This is a genomic window from Streptomyces sp. NPDC016309 (genome assembly GCF_043077235.1).
In the GTDB taxonomy this organism is placed as follows: Bacteria; Actinomycetota; Actinomycetes; order Streptomycetales; family Streptomycetaceae; genus Streptomyces.
The window spans coordinates 91,485-110,733 of record NZ_JBIBSG010000015.1 but is presented as its reverse complement, the minus strand read 5'-3'; the positions used below and the strand labels follow the sequence as shown (position 1 = coordinate 110,733).

Here is a 19,249-nt window from a genome sequence, read left to right as displayed (position 1 = left end):
CGGCCATCCGGCGCGCGGGGGGCGGGACCGGGCCTCCTCGGCCTACGCACGGGCCTCCTCGGCCTACGCACCGGGCGTCCCCGGCCTGCGTACCGGGCGTCCCCGGCCTACTCGGTGTGCAGCACCTCGGAGATGGTGAGCCGCGCCGCCGTCCGCGCCGGTACGAGCGCGCCGAGCACGGCGATCGTGACCCCCGCGAGGACCAGCACGGCCAGGTGCGGCAGGTGCCATACCTGCTTCATGGACTCCGGGAACGAGACCACTCCCACATGGTCCACGACCAGCCGGTGCGCGGCGACCCCCAGCGGGATCCCCAGCAGCGCGCCGACCACCCCCAGCGCCGCGACGGACGCCACCGTCATCACCACGACCTGGCGCGGCGTCATCCCGATCGACTTGAGCATGCCCAGGTCGCGGCGCCGCTCCCGTACGTTGAGCAGGACGGTGTTGAAGACACCGAGGGCGGCCACGACGGTCAGCAGAACCGTGAACACCGACGCGAAGCCGACAACGGTGACGGTCGCGGTGTCGTCCGGGCGCCGCAGCGCCGCCCGGAGGGCCGGGTCGGCCGCCTCGACCGCTCGGAGGTAACCCTGCGCGTCGGCGTCGCGGGCGAGCCGGACCGTGTACTCGCCGGGCTGCACCGCGCGGTCGAGCCGCGCCAGGGTCTGCCAGTTGGAATCCAGTGCCTGGGCGTTGCCTTCCATGAGTTCGCCCACGAGGGTGACGGGCGTCTGCTCGCCGTTCAGCCGGACGGTGACCCGGTCGCCCACGGACAGCCCGTGCTGCTGGAGGAACGCGGGCCCTGCCGCGGCCTCGCCGGCACCGCTCGGCCAGCGCCCCTTCACGATCCCGGCGGCCAGGTCCCGGGTGTCCCCGCGGTAGAAGTTGACGAACGCCGTCTGCGTGTACCCGGCGAGGCTCACCTTGGTGAGGGCACGGGCGGTGACCCCGTCCGCGCCGGGCAGGGAGCGCAGTCGCCGTTCGGTCCGTCCGGCGTCGCTCCGTTCCGGAGCGGCGGCCCCGCCCCCGGCCGGGGTTTCCGCCAGTACGTCGACACGGGCCGCACCGTCGCCCTTGCCGGCGTTCCCGTAGGCGACCATGGTGCTGGTCAGCCCGGTCGTCAGGGTCACCGTGGTGACCCCGAGGACGATGGCCGCCACGGTCAGCAGGGAACGGCCCGGACGCGCGAACGGCTGGCCGAGTCCCAGGCTCACCGCACGGGGCAGCCGGGTCCCGCCGAGCCGGCGCTGGACGCGCCGCCCGCGTCCGGTCCGCGGCGCGCCGCCCGCCATCATGGTCCGGGCCGCGGACAGCCGGTGCGCGCGCAGGGCGGGGACCAGGGCGGCCAGGACGACGAGGGCCGGCATGCCCACCAGGCACAGGACGGACGGCCACGGGCTCATGCCGACGGAGGCGCTGCCGGTCTCGATGCCGGAGAAGGCCACCCGCAGGACGGGGGCGGCCACCGCGTTGCCGACCAGGGTGCCGATGACGCAGCCGATGACCGCGGGCACCGAGACCATCGTCAGGTAGACCGCCACCACTTGGTTCGGGGTGAAGCCCAGGGCCTTGAGCACGCCGATGTGCCGGTGTCCGGAGACGACGGCTCCGCTGACGACGTTCCCCACGATCAGGACGGAGACCAGGAGGCCGAGGACGCCGAAGAGGGTCATGAACGGCAGGTACGCGTCGGCCTGTGCGGAGAAGGCCCGCTTGAGGGTGAGGTAGGACTGCGTGGTGGTCGGCGAACCGGCGGGCAGTGCGGCGGTGGCGCTCGCGAGACCGGTACGGAGCCGCTCCTCGCTCGACGCGTCCGCGAAGCGGTACAGCATCTGCGCGGAGGTCGGGTGGAGCCGGTCCATCTGCTCGGGGGAGACCCAGGCCCCGGCGGACCTGCTCATGCTGGTGGCGAAGCCGACCACGGTCAGGGCCGGCGCCCCCCGGGGCCTGATCCGGGTGCCGAGCTGCCCCGGCCCGGGCGTCCCGTCCACCGGCCAGCTGACGACGATCTCACCGGGGGCCGTGGCCCAGCGCCCCTCCAGGAGACGGACGCGGTCCACCGGGCCGTCGGGAGCCGCCCGCCCCACCACGGACAGCGAACCGGCCGACATCCACAACCAGTCCTCGGGCATGTCGAGAACCACCTGCCCGTACGGACCCGCCGCGGCCTCCACGCCGGGACGCCGGGCCGTCCCGGCCAACTCCCGCTCCGTCACCCTCGACAGGTCGAACGCCGCCACCGCGTGCGCACCGCGCTGCTGGGCGAAGGCCCTGTCGAAGGGGCCCGAGGCCGCGGTGAGCAGCCCCAGCCCCAGCAGCACGGTCGTGGTGGAACACAACACGACGAGCCCGATGACGACCGTCTGGAGTCTGCGGCGCTGCACGGCCGCCCGCGCGGCCCTCCACACGGCGCTCATGCGACCGGCTCCAGGGCGCGCTCGCCGGCGACCCGGCCGTCGGCGACCTCGATCAGGCGGCCGGCGCAGCGGGTGGCGAGGTGAGGGTCGTGCGTGACGATCAGCAGGGTCTGCCCGATCTGGTTGAGGTCGATCAGCAGGTCCATGACCTGCTCGCCCGAGCGGCTGTCCAGCGCTCCGGTCGGTTCGTCGGCCAGCAGCAGGGCCGGACGGTTCATCAACGCCCTGGCCACCGCCACTCGTTGCCGCTCACCACCGCTCAACGCGGCCGGGTAGGCGTCCCTGCGGTCGGCGATGCCCAGTTCGTCGAGGAGTTCCAGTGCCCGGCGGCGGGCCTGCCGGGTGGACGTGCCGGTGAGCTGGGCGGCCAGCATGACGTTGTCCAGGGCCGGCAGGTCGTCGATCAGGTTGAAGAACTGGAAGATCATGCCGATGTGCCGCCGCCGGAACAGCGCCAGTCCCGTCTCGTTCAGCCGGCCGAGGTCCTGGCCCTGGACCCGTACCGTCCCCGAGGTCGGGCGGTCCAGCCCCGCGATCATGTTGAGCAGGGTCGACTTGCCGCATCCGGAGGGCCCCATCACCGCGACCGCCTCCCCGGCCCGGATCTCCAGGCTGAGCCCGTCCAGGGCCCTCGCGTCACCGTACTCCTTGTGCACGTCGTCCAGCCGCACGACGACCTTCTCCATGGTGTCCCGTTCCGAAGTCATGGGACGAACGTAGGAGTTGGGGGACGGGTACGACGTCCCTCCCCGGGTGTAACCGGCCGGGTGGGTCATCCTGGGGATGTAGGAGACTGGGCCCCGGGCATGACGCGGGTGGGCGGTCCGGGCTGCGAAGCTCGTGCGGTGGGGAGTACTGGGTTGATCTGGCTGGGTACGGCGTTGGCGGCGGCGTGCGCCGCGGTCGTCCTCCTGGGCGTGGCGCTCGTCCGGGCCCGGCGGCGGCACCGGGCGGCCGTCGAGGAACGCGGCTGGTTGCTGGAGCGCGAGCGGGAGAGCGCGGCGCGGAACGCGGTCGACGCCGAGCGGGCCAGGATCGCGGCCGAGCTCCACGACATCGTCAGCCACAACGTGAGCCTCATGGTGGTCCAGGCCGGAGCCGCCCGCGAGGTGCTGGCCTCCCTGCCCGACGAGGCCGAGGCCGCCTTGGGTGCCGTGGAGAGCGCCGGACGGACCGCGATGACCGAACTGCGGCATCTGCTCGGCCTCCTCGCCCCCTCGCAGAGCGGCGAGGACGAGCACCCCGGCGGGGACCTGGCACCGCAACCCGGCCTGAGCCGGCTCGGCACGCTGATCGACAGGATCGCCTTCGCCGGACTGCCCGTCGAGGTGAGGATCTCCGGGGAGCCCCGCCCGCTGCCGACCGGGATCGACGTCACCGCCTACCGGATCGTCCAGGAGGCGCTGATCAACGCCCTCAAACACGGCGAAGGAGCGCAAGCCGAGGTGACGGTGCGGTACACGGAGCGCTTCCTGCGCGTCGAAGTGCTGAACAGCGGCCCCAGCGTCCTGTCCGGCGACCTGCCCGGGCCCCGTCCCCGCCCGGCCCCGGACCGGGCCGACGGAGCGCGCCGAGGGCTGCTGGGCCTCCGCGAGCGGGTCGCCGTCTACGGCGGCGACCTGGACGCCCGGCGCCGCCTGGGCGGCGGCTACCGCGTCCGGGCGCGGATCCCCCTGGACCGGCCGTGACCACGCCCCCCGCACACGCCCCCCGCGTCGTCATCGCCGACGACCAGGAGCTGGTCCGCACCGGCTTCCGGCTGATCCTCCACGCGCGCGGCATCGACGTGGTGGGCGAGGCCGCCGACGGGGCCGAGGCCGTCGAGGTCGTCCGACGTACACGGCCCGACGTCGTCCTCATGGACATCCGCATGCCGGCCATGGACGGCCTGGAAGCCGCCCGGCAGGTCCTCGCCCGGACCCCGGGCTGCCGCGTGATCATGCTCACCACCTTCGACCTCGATTCCTACGTCTACGCGGCCCTCGCCGCCGGCGCCAGCGGCTTCCTGCTCAAGGACGTCACGCCCGCGCACCTCGCCGCGGCCGTACGCCTGGTCGACACCGGTGACGCCCTGCTCGCCCCCTCGATCACCCGCCGCCTGGTCGAACGTCACGCCGCCGCCGCACGGACCGGCCCGGGTGCGACGTCCCCCGCCGTCCACCGCGACCTCGCCGTCCTGACGCCCCGCGAACACGAGGTCCTGACCCTCATGGGCAGGGGCCTGTCCAACGCCGAACTCGCCCGGGAACTGACCCTGAGCGAAGCGACGGTGAAGACCCATGTGGCGCGGATCTTCGCCAAACTGAGCCTGCGCGACCGGGCCCAGGCCGTCGTCCTCGCCTACGAGACGGGACTCGTCACACCCGGCGGCCCCACGCGCTCCACCGACCCCGGCCGCTAGGTCGTGTCTCGCCGATCTTGCCGGGCTCGCGGTGCCCGAGCGCGCCGCCCGCGACGCGATGTAGCGCACCCCCGCGCGCTGGGGCCCTTACCCCGGGTGAAAGCGGGCATGACCGTCTGCACAGTGACGTACGAAAGCCGGCGGCGGCGGGGGATGGGTCGGATGAGCAGCGCACCACAACGGCGGCCACGCCGTCCGTCCGACGACCCCGAAGCCGGCCGGGACTCACCCGACGAGGCGGACCTCCGGGTGCTGTTCGGCGAGTCGACGGCCGTGTTCGCGTCGATGGCCGGACCCGCCCACCTGCTGGAGGCCGCCAATCCGACGTTCTTCGCGCCCTCACCAGACGGCACGGCGAACACGGCAGCGGCTTCGTCACCCTGGTGTACGGCCACTTCACCGACACCGGCGCCGGGCTGGACATCGACCTCGTCCGCGCCGGCCACACCCTCCCCGTACACCTGGGCGAGGCCGGCGCCCGGCCCGTCCATAGCGACGGCCCCCTCCTCGGCATCCTGCCCGACCCGCACCTGGCCACCCGCCACCTGCACCTCGCCCCCGGCGAGAGCCTGATCCTCTACACCGACGGCATCACTGAGGCACGCGACGCCCGGGGGGGAACAGTTCGAGGAGGACCGCCTCGTCCGGGCGCTGTCCCCCGGGCTGCGCCGGGCTCCCGCCGTTCTGGACGCCCTCACCCAGGCAGTGCGGGACTTCACCGGCGAGAACGGCATGGACGACGACCAGGCCGTCCTCATCCTGACCGCAACCGCAACCGCAACCGCAACCGCAACCGCAACCGCAACCGCAACCGCAACCGCACCCGTCGGCTCGGCCGGCACCGGAGACCGGGACTGAGGACCGGCCGGGGGACAGGACCGGCCGGGACTGGGGGACAGGACCGGCCGGGTCGGAAGACCGGCCGTCCCTCCCTCCCCCCGGCGGCGCCGGGTCAGGCGTAGCGGTGTTCGGGGAACTCCTCGACGAACCCGGCGCCCGCCGCGAACAGGTGCGCGTCACCCGGTACGAGCCGCACCGCCGCTCGCAACCCGAGCCGGAAGCGCGCCGTCGCCGCGCCCGGCGGGCCGCTCCGGGAGGCGTCGCGCACCTCCTGGGCCAGGCGGACGAAGAAGTACCCGGTCAGCCGGTCCTCCTCCCGGGCGAGCCGTGCGTCGGCGCCGGGGTCCTCGGGCAACAGCCGGCGGTCGTGGAGCACACGGCACGCCTCGGCAGCCGTACGGTCCTTGCGCAGCACGGTTCCGACCGCCGTCCAGGACGCCTCGTCGGGCGGGCGGGAGGGGAGCCCGCGGCAGAGCTGGGACACCAGGCGGTCGTTGTCCCAGCGTTCCGCCGCCCGGCACTGGTCCTCCGAACCCCACCGTGCCACGCAGCGCCGCAGCCACCGCCCCAGCCGCTCCCCGTCGGGCACACGGCCCTGGTCCACGGCCGTCCCGAACCGTGACCACCAGGCGGCGTCGATCGCCGCGAGGTTGGCCACCAGCTCCACCAGCCGCTCGCCCACCGGGGCGGGCCCGCCGACGCGGTCGAGCAGACGGCGGCGGCTGTCCGTGTGCGGACCGGCCAGGATCAGCACCGGCCGCCGGCCGCCCTCCGGAAGTTCCAGGTCGACCTCGCGTGCCGTCCCGTACGGCCGGAGCCGCGGCGCCGGCTCCACGGGCCGGGACCGGCCGCCGGTCCCGGCGGCCCCGGGGCACCTGCCCGCCGTGGGGCCCGCGCCGGCCAGCAGGTCACGGATCTCGTCCGGGCGCGCGCTCCGCCCCCTCCTGAGCGCCACGTAGTCGGGCGCCTCGTCCTCCATCTCCCGCCACAGTGCCTCCAGACGCCGCCACGCCTCGTGGTACTCGTCGCGGGACAGGCCGCCGGCCGACTCGTGCGTCCGTACGCGCCGCACCAGTTCGTGCTCCGCCTCCAGCACGGCCGCCGGGACGCCCGCCGGAGCGGGAACGGTGCCGAGACCCAGCAGCTCGCCCAGCGTGCGCGACTTGCCGCGTTCCACCCAGGTGAGCGCCTCCGTGAGGTATGCCGGGTCCTGGAGCGTGTCGGCCAGGACCAGGCAGAGCTGCACGACCTGTTCGTACAACTCGGACCGGTCCTCCACGAAGGCCAGCCGTGATCGCGCGTCACCCACGGTCGCGCGGCTGTCCTCGACGAGGCGCAACGCGGCGACACAGGTGCGGTGCGCCGGCTCGTACGCGCCCCGGGCGAGGTGCACGGAGGAGAGCTGGGCGAGGGCCTCGGTCTGCTCGGGGCGGAGCCGCTCCCCGGCGGAGAGCTCCACGGCCCGGACGGCGTCCTTCAGCGCCCCGTCCTGGTCGCCCAGCAGCATTCCCACCTGACTGAGCCGGATCAGGTCCCTGACCGCCTCGCTCGCGCCGACGTCCGGGAGCAGGGCCCGCAGCCGCGGGGCCAGCCGCTCGGCCTCGGTGAGGTCCTGGCGCCGCAGCCCCAGGGTGATCCGGCCGGACAGGGCGGCCGCCTCGGCCGCGCGGCCTTCACCGGCGTCCCTCGTGGAACCGCGGGCCCGGGCCCGCTCGGCGAGGCGCAGGTATTCCTCCTCGGCCCTGTCCCATTCCCCGCCGTAGGCGAACCGCACCCCGGACACCATCATCAGGTGGAGCACCAGGTCCGTGCGCCCGGCCTGTTCGGCGCGCGCCCGGGCGAAGTCCACGATCCCGTCCGCCTCACCGGGCGCGTTCCGCCAGGTCGCGAGCGCCGCCAGCCGGTTGGCGGCCTGCACCAGCCCCTCGATGTCGTCGGCCTCCGTCGCCAGGACCGAGGCCTGGCGGAAGGCGCCCTCCGCCTCCGCGGCATCGCCCAGTTCCATCCAGGCGGCGCCGCTGTGGAAGACGGCCCGGCACCGGTCCTGGGCGGATCCGGCCAGCTCCAGCGCTTCCGCGAACCGGGGGACCGAGTCGCCGGGCAGTCCGGCGCGCAGGAAGTACAGCCCCTGCTCCAGCGCGGCCGTGAAGCGGGCGGCGCGGGTGCCGGTGGCGTCGGCGGCCACGTCCAGGAGCGCGAGCAGCGTCACCGCGTCGGGCCCGTCCGCCGACTCGTGGGCGTGCCGGGCGAGTTCGGCCAGTTGGGCGGTCAGCCGCTCGGCCGTGCCCTCCGGCACCTTCCGGAGCAGCGCCCGGAACTCGGCGACTGCGTCCCGCACGTCGAGGACCTCGCCGAAGACGACCGTCAGCCACTCCTCGACGCCCGTCCGGCCCGCCCCGTCCGGCCGCTCCTCGACGCCCGTCCGGCCCGCCCCGTCCGGCCGCTCCTCGGCGCGAGGCCGGTGCGTTCCGTCCGGCCGCTCCTCGGCGCCCGTCCGGCGCGCGCCGGCCTTGTCAGTCCTCTTCTCCACGGCCCAGTCCCTCCTGTCGGCGGCGCAGCGCGGCGGCGCCCTCCTCGTCACCGAGCCGTTCCGCGATGAGCGCCAGGCGTCCCAGGGTGATGCGGGCGTGGGCGTGAGCCTCGGCACGCAGGTGCACGCCCAGGGCCCAGCGCTCGTAGCGGGCCGCGGTGTCGAGGTTCCCCAACCGCGCCTCGGTCATGGCCAGGTTGCTCAGGGCCGTGGCCTGGGCGACCTGGTCCCCCCGGCCGCCGGCCAGGGCGAGGGCCCACCGGAAGGCGGCCCGGGCGCACGCGGTCAGTTCGCCCGGCTCCCCGCCGGTCAGGGCGCGGGCGGCGTCGGTCAGGGTGCCCCGCAGGCCCCAGGGCACGCTCTCGTGCAGGCCTTCCCTCAACGCGGCGACGAGCCCGCCGATCGCCTGCTCCGTGGCCCGGCACGCCAGCGTCTCGTAGGCGGCGCCCATCCCGGTCAGGCACCTCGTCGTGTCGTCCGGGTCCTCGCGTTGCAGGCACACCGCCAGCGCCGGGTAGTAGCAGGCCAGGGCGTCGCCGGGGCGCCCCTCCGTACCGCGCAGCCGGTCCGCGTGGTCCAGCAGGGCCTCCAGGTCCTCGCGGCCGCCGCCCGTGACGGCGGGCCTGCCGGGTGCCCGGGCGAGCAGGGTCCGCCGGGCCGCCCGGACCACGGCGTCCACGTCGCCGTCGACCGTGAGCGCCAGGTCGCCCGCCGCCCGCCGGGCGCTGCCCAGCCGTTCGCCGTACGCGCGTGCCTCCTCGGCGCGCCCCAGCCGCTCGGCCAGTGCGACGCACTCCCGCAGCGCGCCGATCTCGGTCCGCCAGTCCTCGGCCTCACGCGCGGGCTCCAGCACGGACCGGTACCACGCCGCCGCCGCGTGCGGGCGCCCCGCGGCCCGCGCGGCGCGGCCCAACGATGTCCTCAACCGTGCCTCGGCGGACCGGTCGGCCGTCCGCAGCGCGGCCGTCAGCGCCGCGTGCAGGTCTTCCGTGCGGGCCTTCCCGGCGTGGTCCGCGGCGCAGGCGGCCCTGCCCTCGAGGCAGCGCGTCCGGACATCGTCGGCGGACCCCTCGGGCAGCAGCGCGAGGGCGGCGGAGTACTGCTCGCGCGCCTTGGCGCGCCGCCCGAGTCCCGCGAGGGCGACCGCGTGCCGTTCGTGGAGCCTGGCCCGGAGCGTCACGGTCGGCGCGGGACGCTGGGCCTTGCGGACCAGCAGCCGCAGCGCCACGTCGTGGCGGCCCCGGGCGGACAGCCGGGTCAGCTGGGAGAGGGCCGACTCGACCTCTTCACGGCTCCAGGGTTCGAGGGCGACCGGCTGCCGGGCCAGGGCCCGGAGGAGTTCGGACAGGTCGGGGAGGTCCGGCGGGGCGGGGGTACGGGACCGGAACCTCCTCCGTGCCGCGCCGTCCACCGCGGCGTCCTCGGCGCGGGCCTCCTCGATGCGCCACAGGGCCCGCAGCGACCGGGCGCGCAAGGCCCGGGCCTCCGCGGACGGGTTCTTCAGGCGCCGCAGTTCCGCCAGGGCCCGCTCGTGGTCGCCGGCCATCTGGTGGGCCTTCGCCAGGTTGTACCGGGCCCGCTTGTCCCTCGGGTCCTTGACCAGCGCCGCCTCGAAGGCATGGGCCGCCTCGGCGTACCGGCCGATCCGGCCGCTGACCACCCCGTAGTGGATCAGCTCCGCCGCGGTCGCCGACACCGGCGGCTCGGGCGGGGGAGTGAACGGCTCCTCGTCCCAGGGGTCGCCGCGCCGGACCTCGCCGGGGCGCGCCGGCCGGTCGTAGGTGCGGAGCTGTACGCGCAGACCGTGTGCGGCCGCCAGCAGGCCCATGGGCAGCGGGCTGTCGTCGGCCAGGGCGAGCAGGGTGCGCACCAGCCGGTCGGTGTGCCGGGCGGGCGGGTGGCCGGGATCCCGGCGCAGCGCCTCGGCGGCGTCCGCGCGGGCCTCACCCGTCCTGCCGAGTTCCAGCGAGCACCGGGCACGGTTGACCCGAGCGGGTACGAAGCCGGGGTCGGCGTCGAGGGCGGCCGAGAAGTGCGCGACGGCGGCACGGAACCGGTCGTGCTCGGCCAGCACGCAACCGCGGTGGTTGAGCGTATCGACGGGGGTGCCGAGGGGACCGGTCCCGGCCAGTTCGATCTCGTGCGCCACGACGGCCAGTCCCGTCGCCGCGCCCGGGTCCCTCATGGCCAGCGCGAGCGTGAGCCCGCGCAGCCGGAGGAGCGGCCAGGTGGCCTCCACCGACACGTCGTTGATCAGCCGGATGCCGGTCTCCCGGAGGACCAGGACCTCGGCCGGGCCGACCGCGGGGAGCCGGCGCAGCCCGCGCCGCAGCGCCCGCTCGTCGGATCGCGGGTCGACGAGCAGCCCCTTGAGGGCCTGTTCGAAGTTGTGGTGCCGGGTCATGTGACGGCGCCTCCCGGGTCGGGTGCGCCGACGCCGCCCGCCGGGGCGGGACTCGGCCCGGGCACGGGACGCGGCCCGGCGGCGGGAGGCGGTCCGGGCGGCAGCGGAAGCGGCCTGGTGACCACGGCCGTCGTGTCACGGGCCGCCCGCGTCAGCTCCGTGGCGAGCAGGGGTTCGACGGCCACGACGAGGGTGTCCGGCCCCGCGTCCGGCCCGATGTCCGGCCCAAGGCCCGGGCCGCCGCCCGCCCCGGCGCCGGGCCCGGAGGCGGCGGGCGCGGGCAGGTGGCGGAGCACGAGGACACCGGGGTACTCTGCGGCGACGGTGTGGTCGGCGGCGAAGAGCGAGAGGTCGACCCGGTCGCCGGGACGCAGGGTGCCGCCGAGGCCGTCCGGGCCCGTGACGGCGAGCCCCACCGCGGTCAGCGGACCGCTTCCGCCCGGGTCCGCCGCACCGTCCGCCGCGCCCGTTCCCGCCGGGCCCGCCGCCGCGTCCGCGCCGAGCAGGAGCCGTACGGGGACCGGCCGGCCGGCCTCCAGGGGCTGCAATGGGCACCGCCCCACGACGTCCTCGACGGCGGTGGCGCACAGCTCGTCCGGCACCTGGCGCCAGACCCAGCGCGGCTGGACGTCGGCCGGGGCGACCGGATGGAACGCGGGCAGCGTCCGCACGGGCACGGGGTACAGCCGGGGGGCCGGGGCACCGGCGTCGTACGCCTGCTCGGCGCCCCCGTACCGCACCAGGGACGGGTCCGGCGCGTAGCCGCGGTGCAGCAGGCCGGTCACCTCGCCCCACACGAGGCGTTCCTGCCCGGGGTCGGCCGGACGCCCCATGTGCAACTCGTCCAGCAGGCGCCACCGGTGGAGGTCCACGGCCGCCTTCACGTGCTCGCCCCAGGCGACGGCGCTCTCCACCGCCGCCCGGTACGTGGCCGTGGCCAGCAGCGCCACCACCGCGAGCCCCGTCAGCGCCCAGGGGAGGCCCACGCCGGCCCGGCCGGCGGACCAGCCGTCCGGCAGCTCCGGCACCCGTACCGCCAGCGCGGCGGCGGACAGCAGGGCGGCCGGCGCGGAACGGACGGCCACCGCGCAGAGCAGCGGCAGGAGCGGCAGCCACCACGGCATCGGGCGTACGCCGCCGAACGGTACGGCCACCGACAGCGGCAGCCCGAACAGGACGACGGACAGGCACACGTTGAGCAGCAGGTCCAGGACGGTACGCGCCTGCGCCTCCGCCTTCACCACCACCTCGGGCAGCAGCGGGTGCAGCCGGGGCCACACCAGCACCGTGTCCACCCCGTACCGCTCGCCCCCGTAACCCTCCACGGCGCGTACGACGTTGCCGAGGGCGGTGGGCATGACCAGCGACCGTTCGGCGGGGTAGGCGCCGAGCCGGGCGAGCAGTTCGGCGCGCTCCGCCTCCACCGACCGCTCCGACCTGGCGACGCGCCGGGCGAGTACGCGCACGGCGGCGTCCAGCCGGCGCGAGAGCTCCGCCCGCGCCGCGCCGTGCGTGGCGACCGGCCGGGGAGGCGCCGACCAGTCCCACCAGGCGCGCAACCGGCCCGGCAGGTCCCGGACGTCCTCGTCGCTCAGGTCGCCGGCCGACTCCGCCCGTTCCAGCAACACCTCCCGCTCCTCCTCGGTACCGGGAGGACCATCGCCACCCACGGCGGGGTCCCCGTCGCCCCGCGCCGGATCCGGTGGGGCGGGCGGATCCCGCGGGGCCGGTGGGGCGGGCGGATCCGGCGGGGCCGGTGGGGTCGGTGAGTCCGGTGGGGCCAGCAGACGGCCGGCTTCGAGCAGCGCCAAGTGCCGCACCTCCAGGACCGTGTCGGCCGCCTCCAGCGCGTCCACGGTCCTCAGGTGCCGGGCGCGCAGCCGGCCCCGGACAGCTCCCGCCGCGCCCCGCCCGGAGCCGTGACCGGCGAGGAAGCGGAGGGACCGGGTGCTCATGGCGGCGGTCAGGAAGGCCCACAGACCGCACCAGACGAGGAAGGCCGCCAGGGCCAGCCCCTGGGCGACCGCGCCCACCGCCTGCCAGCCGTGCAGCGCGGCCCGCCGGCCCACGGCGGCGTCCAGCACCGCGACGGCTGTCAGGCCCCAGAAGACCACCGCGGGCAGGAAGGCGGACAGGAGCGTCCTGCGGTCGAACACCGCCGACCCCCGGGCCAGGACGGTCGTCAGCACCAGGTGGCCTCCCGCTCCATCGGGCCGTGCCGCAGGTCCACCGGGCAGACGGGCCGCTCGCGCCCCGCCCGCGGGAGCCGGCGTACCGGCGGGTCGCAGCGCCGGCAGACGTAACAGCGGGCAGGTGTCATCGGGATCCCGCCGCCCGGCCGTTCCTGCTCGTCGGCCGGGAACGGGAGCGCTTCGGCGAGGTCGAGCCACGGGACGAACCCCACCGGCCGGCCGCCCTGGACGATCACCAGACCCTCCGTACCGTCCGACGCCAGCAGCGCCAGCGCCTCCGCCTCGCCGACGGTGAGGTCGTCGAGGTCGGAGGGCCGGTCGACGTGGAGGACGGGAGAGACGGGCGCGCGGTCCGCGCACGCGCCGACGGGGGAACCGGCCGGCAGCCCGGCCAGCAGAGCGCGGCTGAACGCCCCGGAACAGCGGGCGCCGGACCCGGGCCGCGGACGGCCGGGTGCGGGACGGCCGGTCTCGGCGTAACCGGACTCGGCATGGCCGGACGCGCGGTGACCCGGCAGGGAGTGGTCGACGACGGCGTACCCCGCCCCGGCGGCGTCGAGCGCGGCCAGGGCCTCGTCGCGGTCGCTCCCGGCGGTGAGGACGGCGAGCGGGCGGATTCTGTCGGTCAGTCGGATCACGGGATACCTCAGCAGCCCCGGGCGGGGGTCAGGACCAGTCGCCGTGCAGGACGAACGGCGCCCAGTGGTAGGGGTGGGCGAAGGGACGCCTGCCGTAGTCGGGCGCGGCGGGGAGGCGGGCCTTGAAACGCAGCAGGGCTGCCCGCCGGGACAGCCGGGGGGCCAATGACGGATCCGTGGGGCCCGGCAGGGCCGGGAGCACGTCGAGCGCGGCCAGGTATCCGGCGGCGGCCTCTCCCGGGTCGAGCGCGGCGGCCTGCATCTGCGCCCGCGCGAGCAGTGCGGTCAGTCGTCGCTCCGGATCGTCGGCGGCGGGCGCCTGTTCCCCGTCCATGGCGTCGAGGACGTCCCGCACGGTCAGCGACTTCAGGTACAACTGCGCCGCCCGCAGTGCTTCCACCGGGGACCGCGCCCGGCCGGCGGCCATGTCCGTGACGGCGGCCCCGGGCGGACCGGCGGCCCCAGGCGGACCGGCGGACCCGGGCGGACCGGCGGCCACGTCCGCTTCCGTGCGCAGCTCCGCGTACAACCGCCCCATGAGCAGCCGGGTGGAGAGGTCGGCCACGTTCCACAGGCTCAGTACGGTGGCGCGGGCGCCCGCGTACAACAGGGCCCGGGCGAGGCCGAGCAGCTCGTCGCCGGGCGCGAGCCGGTGCAGGCCGGTGCGGCAGGCGCCGAGCGTGACGAGATCGGGACGCATCCTTACGGTCAGCAGGTCCCGGACCGTCAGCCGGTCGTCCTCGCCGCCGGTCCCGAGGTCGATCCCCGAGGACATCGGATCGGCCGCGTCGAAGGAGCCGTGGCACGCGAAGTGCACGAGCGCGGGGTCCTCCCGCTCCAGCCGCGCCAGTACGTTCTCGCGGGTGGCTCGGCCCCCGATCAGCGGGTCGGTGCCCAGGACTTCGCCGACGGCCACGGCCTCCTCCCGGGCGTTCCGCAGGTCTCCGCCCGGGTCCCCCACGACGAGGGCGCCCCGGCCGTCCCCGCGGACCTTGCGCCGGCACTGCTGCATCACGGTGGCGCTGGGGGCGTAGCACACGGGGTTGCGGTCCAGCAGCCATTCGCCCCCGGGCAGCGGTGCGGCGTGCAGCGGCAGCAGGTGCAGCACGTCGTGGCCGACGAACCAGAGGACCTCGCCCGGACGGCTGTGGCGCACGGCGGGCTCGACGAGGGCACGGGCGGTCTCCGCCCACTCCTCGGCGTCCCCCAGGGGCCTGCCGTCGGGTCCCGGCGCGACGGCGGAGTCGGCCACGAGCGCCGCGGCCCGCCTGCGGTCGACCGGCAGTTCGACCACGTACGGGTGGTCGGATTCGGGCCGTAGCACGAACACCACCAGCCGGTCACCGATGGCGAAGTACTCGGCGAGGACCGCTCGTCCGGCCGGGTTCCCCTCGACGTACGGTGCCGTGCCGCGTTCCGCGGGCCACGCCGCAGCAGCCTCCGTCATGCCCCCGCCCTTCCGCCCCCCGCTGCACACCCACCGGCAGCGCGCAGTGACGCAGAGCGCCGACTGTAACGCAACGCGCCCCTGCCGCAACGGGCTTCGGTCCGATTGATCCCGCACGACGAGGGGCCGGACGGGCCTGAGCAGCGGGTTCAAGGTTTGCGGCAGGTTCCGCGAAGGCCGGCCGGGCACGGTGGTTCCGCAACGTATCCGTGTACCGCAGAGCAGAGGGGAGCAGTTGTGCGTCGAGGACGGATTCTCGCGAGCGGGCTGTTCGGTGCCGCGCTCGTCCTGGGCTTCACCACGTCGCCGGCGTCGGCGGCCGACGGTGTGCAGCGTGCGTCGGTGGTCGGCGGGAGCGGCCCGGACTCCGGGTACTGCGGGCTCATCACCTGGAACGCCACCGCGTGCTTCGAGCCGTACGGCGAGTGGTTCTGGCTGAAGGACGAAGACGCGGACGGCCTGCCCGTCGCCATCAAGTGGTCCTACAGCAACCCGGGGTACCCGAGCCGCAGCGGCGTGATCTACAACGACCACGGCAAGGCCGCCGGTTGGACGAACGTCAACAAGAGCTTCGCGGAGGACGGCCTGCTCTACTACGAAGTCTGCGAATACCACGTCCCCACCCAGCGGACGTCCAACTGTACGGGCCCGGCCTGGTCGTACACCTGAGCCACGGCCCCGCCACGGGGAGCGCTCCGGCTCGCCCCGCCCCGGGGCCAGGGGCAGGGGGACAGGCGCCGGGGCGCCCTCCGCCGGCCGCCACAACATCACGAAGCATGGCGCGGCGGACAACCGCCCCCGCCCGCACCGGTCGTGGAACGGGGCAGGGCCGGCGGCTCAGAAGTCGCCGGGAGGCAGCGGGAGGGGCAGCCCGGGCAGGCCGTCGAGGCTCCGCGCGATGTGGTCCTTCTTGGCGAAGTACGCGCTCAGGGAAGCATCGTCCTCCCGCGAGAAGCGCCTGCCGTGCAGGTCGCGATCCTCGTCGTACGACATGAAGGGCACCCCGTACCCACAGGAGTCCCGGACGAGTTCGGCCGTCACCACGATGATCGCGCGCAGGCCGTGCAGTGTCGGATCGATGTCCGGGAAGTACGCGAGCAGTTCCTTGAAGCGCGGGTCGTCACGGAACACGGGCTCGCCCCGGCCGTGCACCCGCACGATGTTGGGCGGCCCCTGGAAGGCGCACCACATCACCGTGATGCGGCCGTTCTCGCGCAGGTGCGCGATCGTTTCGGCAGTGCTGCCGGCGAAGTCGAGGTAGGCGATCCGCTCCTCGTCGAGCACCGCGAAGGAGCCTTTGAGGCCTTTGGGGGAGAGGTTGACCGTGCCATCGCCGGCCAACGGGGCGGTCGCGGTGAAGAATATGGGCTGCTGCTCCATGAAGGTACGCAGTCTGCCGTCGATGCGCTCGTAAGTCTTTCCCATGTCTAAGGATTATGTAGGGAAACTTTTCGCCTGTCTAACGAATGGCGTCGGGGTCAGCCGAGCCCCATGGCCGTGCCTCGTCGGTGCCGTCAGGGCGCAGTCGGACGGCCGTCGTCGTCAACTCCCCGGCCCCGCGCTGCCGGCGGAGCCGACGCGGGAGCGGTGCTCCCCGCGGCCTCCAGCAGGCTCCTCGGCAACCGGCGGGCGGCGCCGAAAACCTCGATGCCCAGCAGCCGTCCCTCCGAGTCGTAGTCGAGGACCGCCGTGCCGTCCTCCGCCGCTACATGCCGGACCGCTTCGCCGGACGCGATGCCGTCGGTCAGGTAGATGTACGCCATGTCCGCCGAGGCGTCGTATGCGACCCGCATCGCCGGCCCTCTCCTCTTCGTCGGCCGTGGGGCGCCCGGTCGTCCGGGTCCCCATGGGCCACAGGCTACTGTCGCCGGCCAAGGGGCCGGGGGCTCACCGGCGGGTGATGGCCTGCTCCAGGAGGCCGTGCAAGGCGCGCCCAGGGAGCGGCCCGCCACCGGCTCGCCCTTCCCCACGTGCCCCAACCCGCCGGACCCGAGCTTGTCGACGAGCCGGTAGCGGCCCGCCACCAGACGCCCCGCGCTGCCCTCGCGTGCCATCGGCCTCGTACCCGCATCCTCGGCGAAACCCACGATCGCACGGACGCGTTGCCGTCAGGAAGAGCGCCGCCACCGGGCGGCCCCGGCGGAAGGGGCAGGTCCAGCGGCGCGGGACACCGCGGCGGGCCCACTGGCGCGGACCTGCTGGCGCGGACCCACTGGCTCGGGGCCTCCTACAACATGCTGAGTGCCCGCATCGCGTCGCGTTCGATGCGCGAGAGGTCGTGGAGGAGGGAGCCCGCCCGTACGAGGTCCTCGGTGTCACCGGACTCGCCCGCCGCCGCGACGAGCGCGGCCACCTGGGTCCACAACGAGGCGGCCTCGGTGTACAGGCGGTGGCCGGTACGCAGGTGATCGCTGTCGACCAGCTCGGCGCACTCGGCCAGGAAGTCCCGGTAGAGATTGCGGAACAGGGCGCCGCCGGTGCCGGCCTTCTCCATCAGGAGGGCGGCCCGGGGCAGGTCCTCCCGCGGATCGTCGCTGCGCCGCAGCCACGTCGGCAGGAGCTTGGCGGCCTTCTCGATGCCCCGGTGACCCAGGTTCGCGATGGGCGGGTTCAGGAAGGCCTCGGCACAGGTCCTGATCGCGGGGACGACCCGGTCCTCCGGCGACGGAAGCCCCGCGGGCGCGGTGATGGTGAAGGAGCGGTGCCTGGCGGTCATGGGGCCACGCTCGGCCCGGGCCATGGCCAGGCTGGCCAGGCTGGTCGAGACGGCGCTGCCCTGCGGTTCGGTGTCCACCAGATAGGCGTGCTGTTCGTCGTAGCCGTACATGGCCACGACGTGCCCGCCGAAATGCACCTTGGTGCTGAAGTAGTCCAGGTGGTAGCTGTCGAGCTGGAGGCCGACAGGCCGACCGGCGTCGAGGAGTGCCGCGACGTTCTGCCACGCCTTGCGCGGGGACGTGGTCTCCCCGACCAGGAGCTCGGCGCCGAGGACGGCGGCCAGGTTCCTGGTGAGCTCGAACGGCTTGACCCGGCCCCCCAGGAAGGGGAAGCCCATGCTCTTGCTGTCCCAGTAGATGAAGGACAGCCCGGAGCCGAGTCCGAACAGCATGGGTTCGGACAGGTCGAGTCCCTCATGCCGCAACAGCACGCCCAGTGCCGTCGTCTCACAGTGCTGCATCCCGCGAACGTCGATGTCCTTCACCATGGCCATGCCGCCCATTCTCCTCCCTCACCGCCGGCCCCGACGCCTTCGCCGATCCGTACTTCGCACGGCCCCTCGCCACCCTCCGACGCGAGTGTGCCGCCCGTCATAACAGGCCCATGTCACGTCCGGCCGGCTGCTCCCATCCGGTGGGGGTCAGCAAGGGGGCCAAGAGCGACGGGAAATGAGCGCACGACAAAAGACGGACACGGAGACCGCGCACCGGGCCCGGCGCAGCACGGCCGGGAGGGCCGCGGCTCCCGGCAGCGGTGGTGGGACGGCGGGAGGACAGCGGCACGGGTGGCGCGGCGGGCTTGGGGCGTGGTGCACGAGGACGCACGGGGGTTCGGGCCCTCAGACGCGACGCTCCGCTGCGAGCCGCTCCAGTACCTCGATGTCCGGTACGTCGAGGGCCGGTATTCGCAGCCACCGGAAGGGGAAACCGTATGCGCCGGCTTCGCGGTCGCGGAATTCCATTCGCAGGTAGGCGCCCAGCTCCTCTTCGTGGACGCTGGCGTGGACGAAGCTGTAGCGCAGCACGGTGATGTCGTCCCACGGGATGTGGGTGTCCTGGTGGTGAAGGCCGCCTCCGTCAGCGGTCAGAGGACCGAACTCCACCCGCCCTCCCGCCGCCAGGATGGTCTCGGCCTTGGCCAGTTGCACCGCGGTCACGCGGGTGTGGATGTGCGCCAGCAGCGGCCAGATGGCGGAAGGAGGGTGATCGGCGATCCGGCCCGTGCGGAAGACGGCCCCGGGGGTGGTGACCGGCGGGTCGGCCAGCCGGGAGGTCACTACAGTGCCGTCGGCCAACTCAAGGCGCTGGACGTAGACCCACCGCGTGACGACCGAGTCGCCCTCGGTGGAATGTCCATCGAGATCATTCGCGAACCATACGTGCGTGATCTCGGCCCAGGGATACATCCGAGGGACCCGGGCCGACCGCCCCGCGCCGTCATGCGCGGTCAGCATGAGACCGCTGTCGTGCACGCGTAGCATCACCGCCCGCAGCCCGCCGGATTCGTCGACCTGTCCGGGCAGCGCCCCGTGCACGGGGTCCGTGGGCCGCTCTTGCCCCGAGGGAGCGGCTTCGACGCCTTCCGCCCTCTGCTTTCCCCGCCACCAGCGTGCCATTCGCCACCCCGCCCCACGATCGCGAGCCCCGATCGCCGAGCCTT

15 protein-coding genes are annotated in these 19,249 nt (G+C 74.8%); 4 read left to right on the top strand and 11 right to left on the bottom strand.

Going from position 1 to position 19,249, the window contains the following annotated elements:
• Window positions 1-107: 107 nt before the first annotated feature.
• Both ACF068_RS29275 and ACF068_RS29270 read right to left on the bottom strand, forming a co-directional pair.
• Complete coding sequence (locus ACF068_RS29275) at window positions 108-2,420, bottom strand: ABC transporter permease (RefSeq protein WP_392277307.1); 2,313 nt, start codon at window positions 2,418-2,420, stop codon at window positions 108-110.
• Window positions 2,417-3,127 (bottom strand): ABC transporter ATP-binding protein, encoded by a 711-nt coding sequence (locus tag ACF068_RS29270; RefSeq protein ID WP_392277306.1) that lies wholly within the window; start codon window positions 3,125-3,127, stop codon window positions 2,417-2,419. Before ACF068_RS29270 ends, ACF068_RS29275 begins: the two co-directional genes overlap by 4 nt.
• Window positions 3,128-3,280: 153 nt before the next feature.
• Between ACF068_RS29270 and ACF068_RS29265 the strand changes: the two genes are divergently transcribed.
• From ACF068_RS29265 to ACF068_RS29255, 3 genes are read left to right on the top strand one after another with little or no spacing between them, the layout of a single operon-like run.
• Entirely contained in the window at window positions 3,281-4,108 is an 828-nt protein-coding gene (locus ACF068_RS29265; protein WP_392277305.1) for a sensor histidine kinase, read from the top strand.
• On the top strand, window positions 4,105-4,821 hold the full coding sequence (locus tag ACF068_RS29260) for a response regulator (protein WP_392277304.1): 717 nt from the start codon (window positions 4,105-4,107) through the stop codon (window positions 4,819-4,821). Before ACF068_RS29265 ends, ACF068_RS29260 begins: the two co-directional genes overlap by 4 nt.
• 17 nt (window positions 4,822-4,838) lie before the next feature.
• Complete coding sequence (locus ACF068_RS29255; protein ID WP_392277303.1) at window positions 4,839-5,783, top strand: PP2C family protein-serine/threonine phosphatase; 945 nt, start codon at window positions 4,839-4,841, stop codon at window positions 5,781-5,783.
• Here ACF068_RS29255 and ACF068_RS29250 read toward each other — a convergent pair.
• The 5 genes from ACF068_RS29250 to ACF068_RS29230 are packed head-to-tail and all read right to left on the bottom strand — an operon-like array spanning window position 5,774 to window position 14,872.
• Window positions 5,774-8,191, bottom strand: a complete 2,418-nt coding sequence (locus tag ACF068_RS29250; protein ID WP_392277302.1) for a hypothetical protein — start codon at window positions 8,189-8,191, stop codon at window positions 5,774-5,776. The genes ACF068_RS29255 and ACF068_RS29250 overlap by 10 nt on opposite strands.
• Window positions 8,175-10,595 carry a tetratricopeptide repeat protein gene (locus ACF068_RS29245; RefSeq protein WP_392277301.1) on the bottom strand — a complete coding sequence of 807 codons (2,421 nt, stop codon included), beginning with the start codon at window positions 10,593-10,595 and terminating at the stop codon, window positions 8,175-8,177. The genes ACF068_RS29250 and ACF068_RS29245 overlap by 17 nt, the downstream gene beginning before the upstream one ends.
• Window positions 10,592-12,784 carry a hypothetical protein gene (locus tag ACF068_RS29240; RefSeq protein ID WP_392277300.1) on the bottom strand — a complete coding sequence of 731 codons (2,193 nt, stop codon included), beginning with the start codon at window positions 12,782-12,784 and terminating at the stop codon, window positions 10,592-10,594. The genes ACF068_RS29245 and ACF068_RS29240 overlap by 4 nt, the downstream gene beginning before the upstream one ends.
• Window positions 12,778-13,425, bottom strand: coding sequence for a hypothetical protein (locus ACF068_RS29235; protein ID WP_392277299.1), 648 nt, complete (start codon window positions 13,423-13,425; stop codon window positions 12,778-12,780). Before ACF068_RS29235 ends, ACF068_RS29240 begins: the two co-directional genes overlap by 7 nt.
• Window positions 13,426-13,453: 28 nt before the next feature.
• Entirely contained in the window at window positions 13,454-14,872 is a 1,419-nt protein-coding gene (locus ACF068_RS29230) for a CHAT domain-containing protein (protein WP_392277298.1), read from the bottom strand.
• A gap of 237 nt (window positions 14,873-15,109) precedes the next feature.
• Between ACF068_RS29230 and ACF068_RS29225 the strand changes: the two genes are divergently transcribed.
• On the top strand, window positions 15,110-15,541 hold the full coding sequence (locus ACF068_RS29225; RefSeq protein WP_392277297.1) for a hypothetical protein: 432 nt from the start codon (window positions 15,110-15,112) through the stop codon (window positions 15,539-15,541).
• A gap of 168 nt (window positions 15,542-15,709) precedes the next feature.
• Here ACF068_RS29225 and ACF068_RS29220 read toward each other — a convergent pair whose 3' ends face one another.
• The 4 genes from ACF068_RS29220 to ACF068_RS29205 all read right to left on the bottom strand — a co-directional run bounded on the left by ACF068_RS29220 (window position 15,710) and on the right by ACF068_RS29205 (window position 19,124).
• The gene (locus ACF068_RS29220; protein ID WP_392277296.1) at window positions 15,710-16,297 is read right to left on the bottom strand and encodes a pyridoxamine 5'-phosphate oxidase family protein; all 588 of its coding nucleotides are present in this window, start codon (window positions 16,295-16,297) and stop codon (window positions 15,710-15,712) included.
• 89 nt (window positions 16,298-16,386) lie between these two features.
• On the bottom strand, window positions 16,387-16,665 hold the full coding sequence (locus ACF068_RS29215; RefSeq protein ID WP_392277295.1) for a DUF2283 domain-containing protein: 279 nt from the start codon (window positions 16,663-16,665) through the stop codon (window positions 16,387-16,389).
• A gap of 434 nt (window positions 16,666-17,099) precedes the next feature.
• A complete protein-coding gene (locus ACF068_RS29210; RefSeq protein WP_392277294.1) occupies window positions 17,100-18,083 on the bottom strand; it encodes a BtrH N-terminal domain-containing protein in 984 nt (327 codons plus the stop codon).
• Between the two features lie 345 nt (window positions 18,084-18,428).
• Window positions 18,429-19,124 (bottom strand): hypothetical protein, encoded by a 696-nt coding sequence (locus tag ACF068_RS29205; RefSeq protein ID WP_392277293.1) that lies wholly within the window; start codon window positions 19,122-19,124, stop codon window positions 18,429-18,431.
• Between the last annotated feature and the right edge of the window lie 125 nt (window positions 19,125-19,249).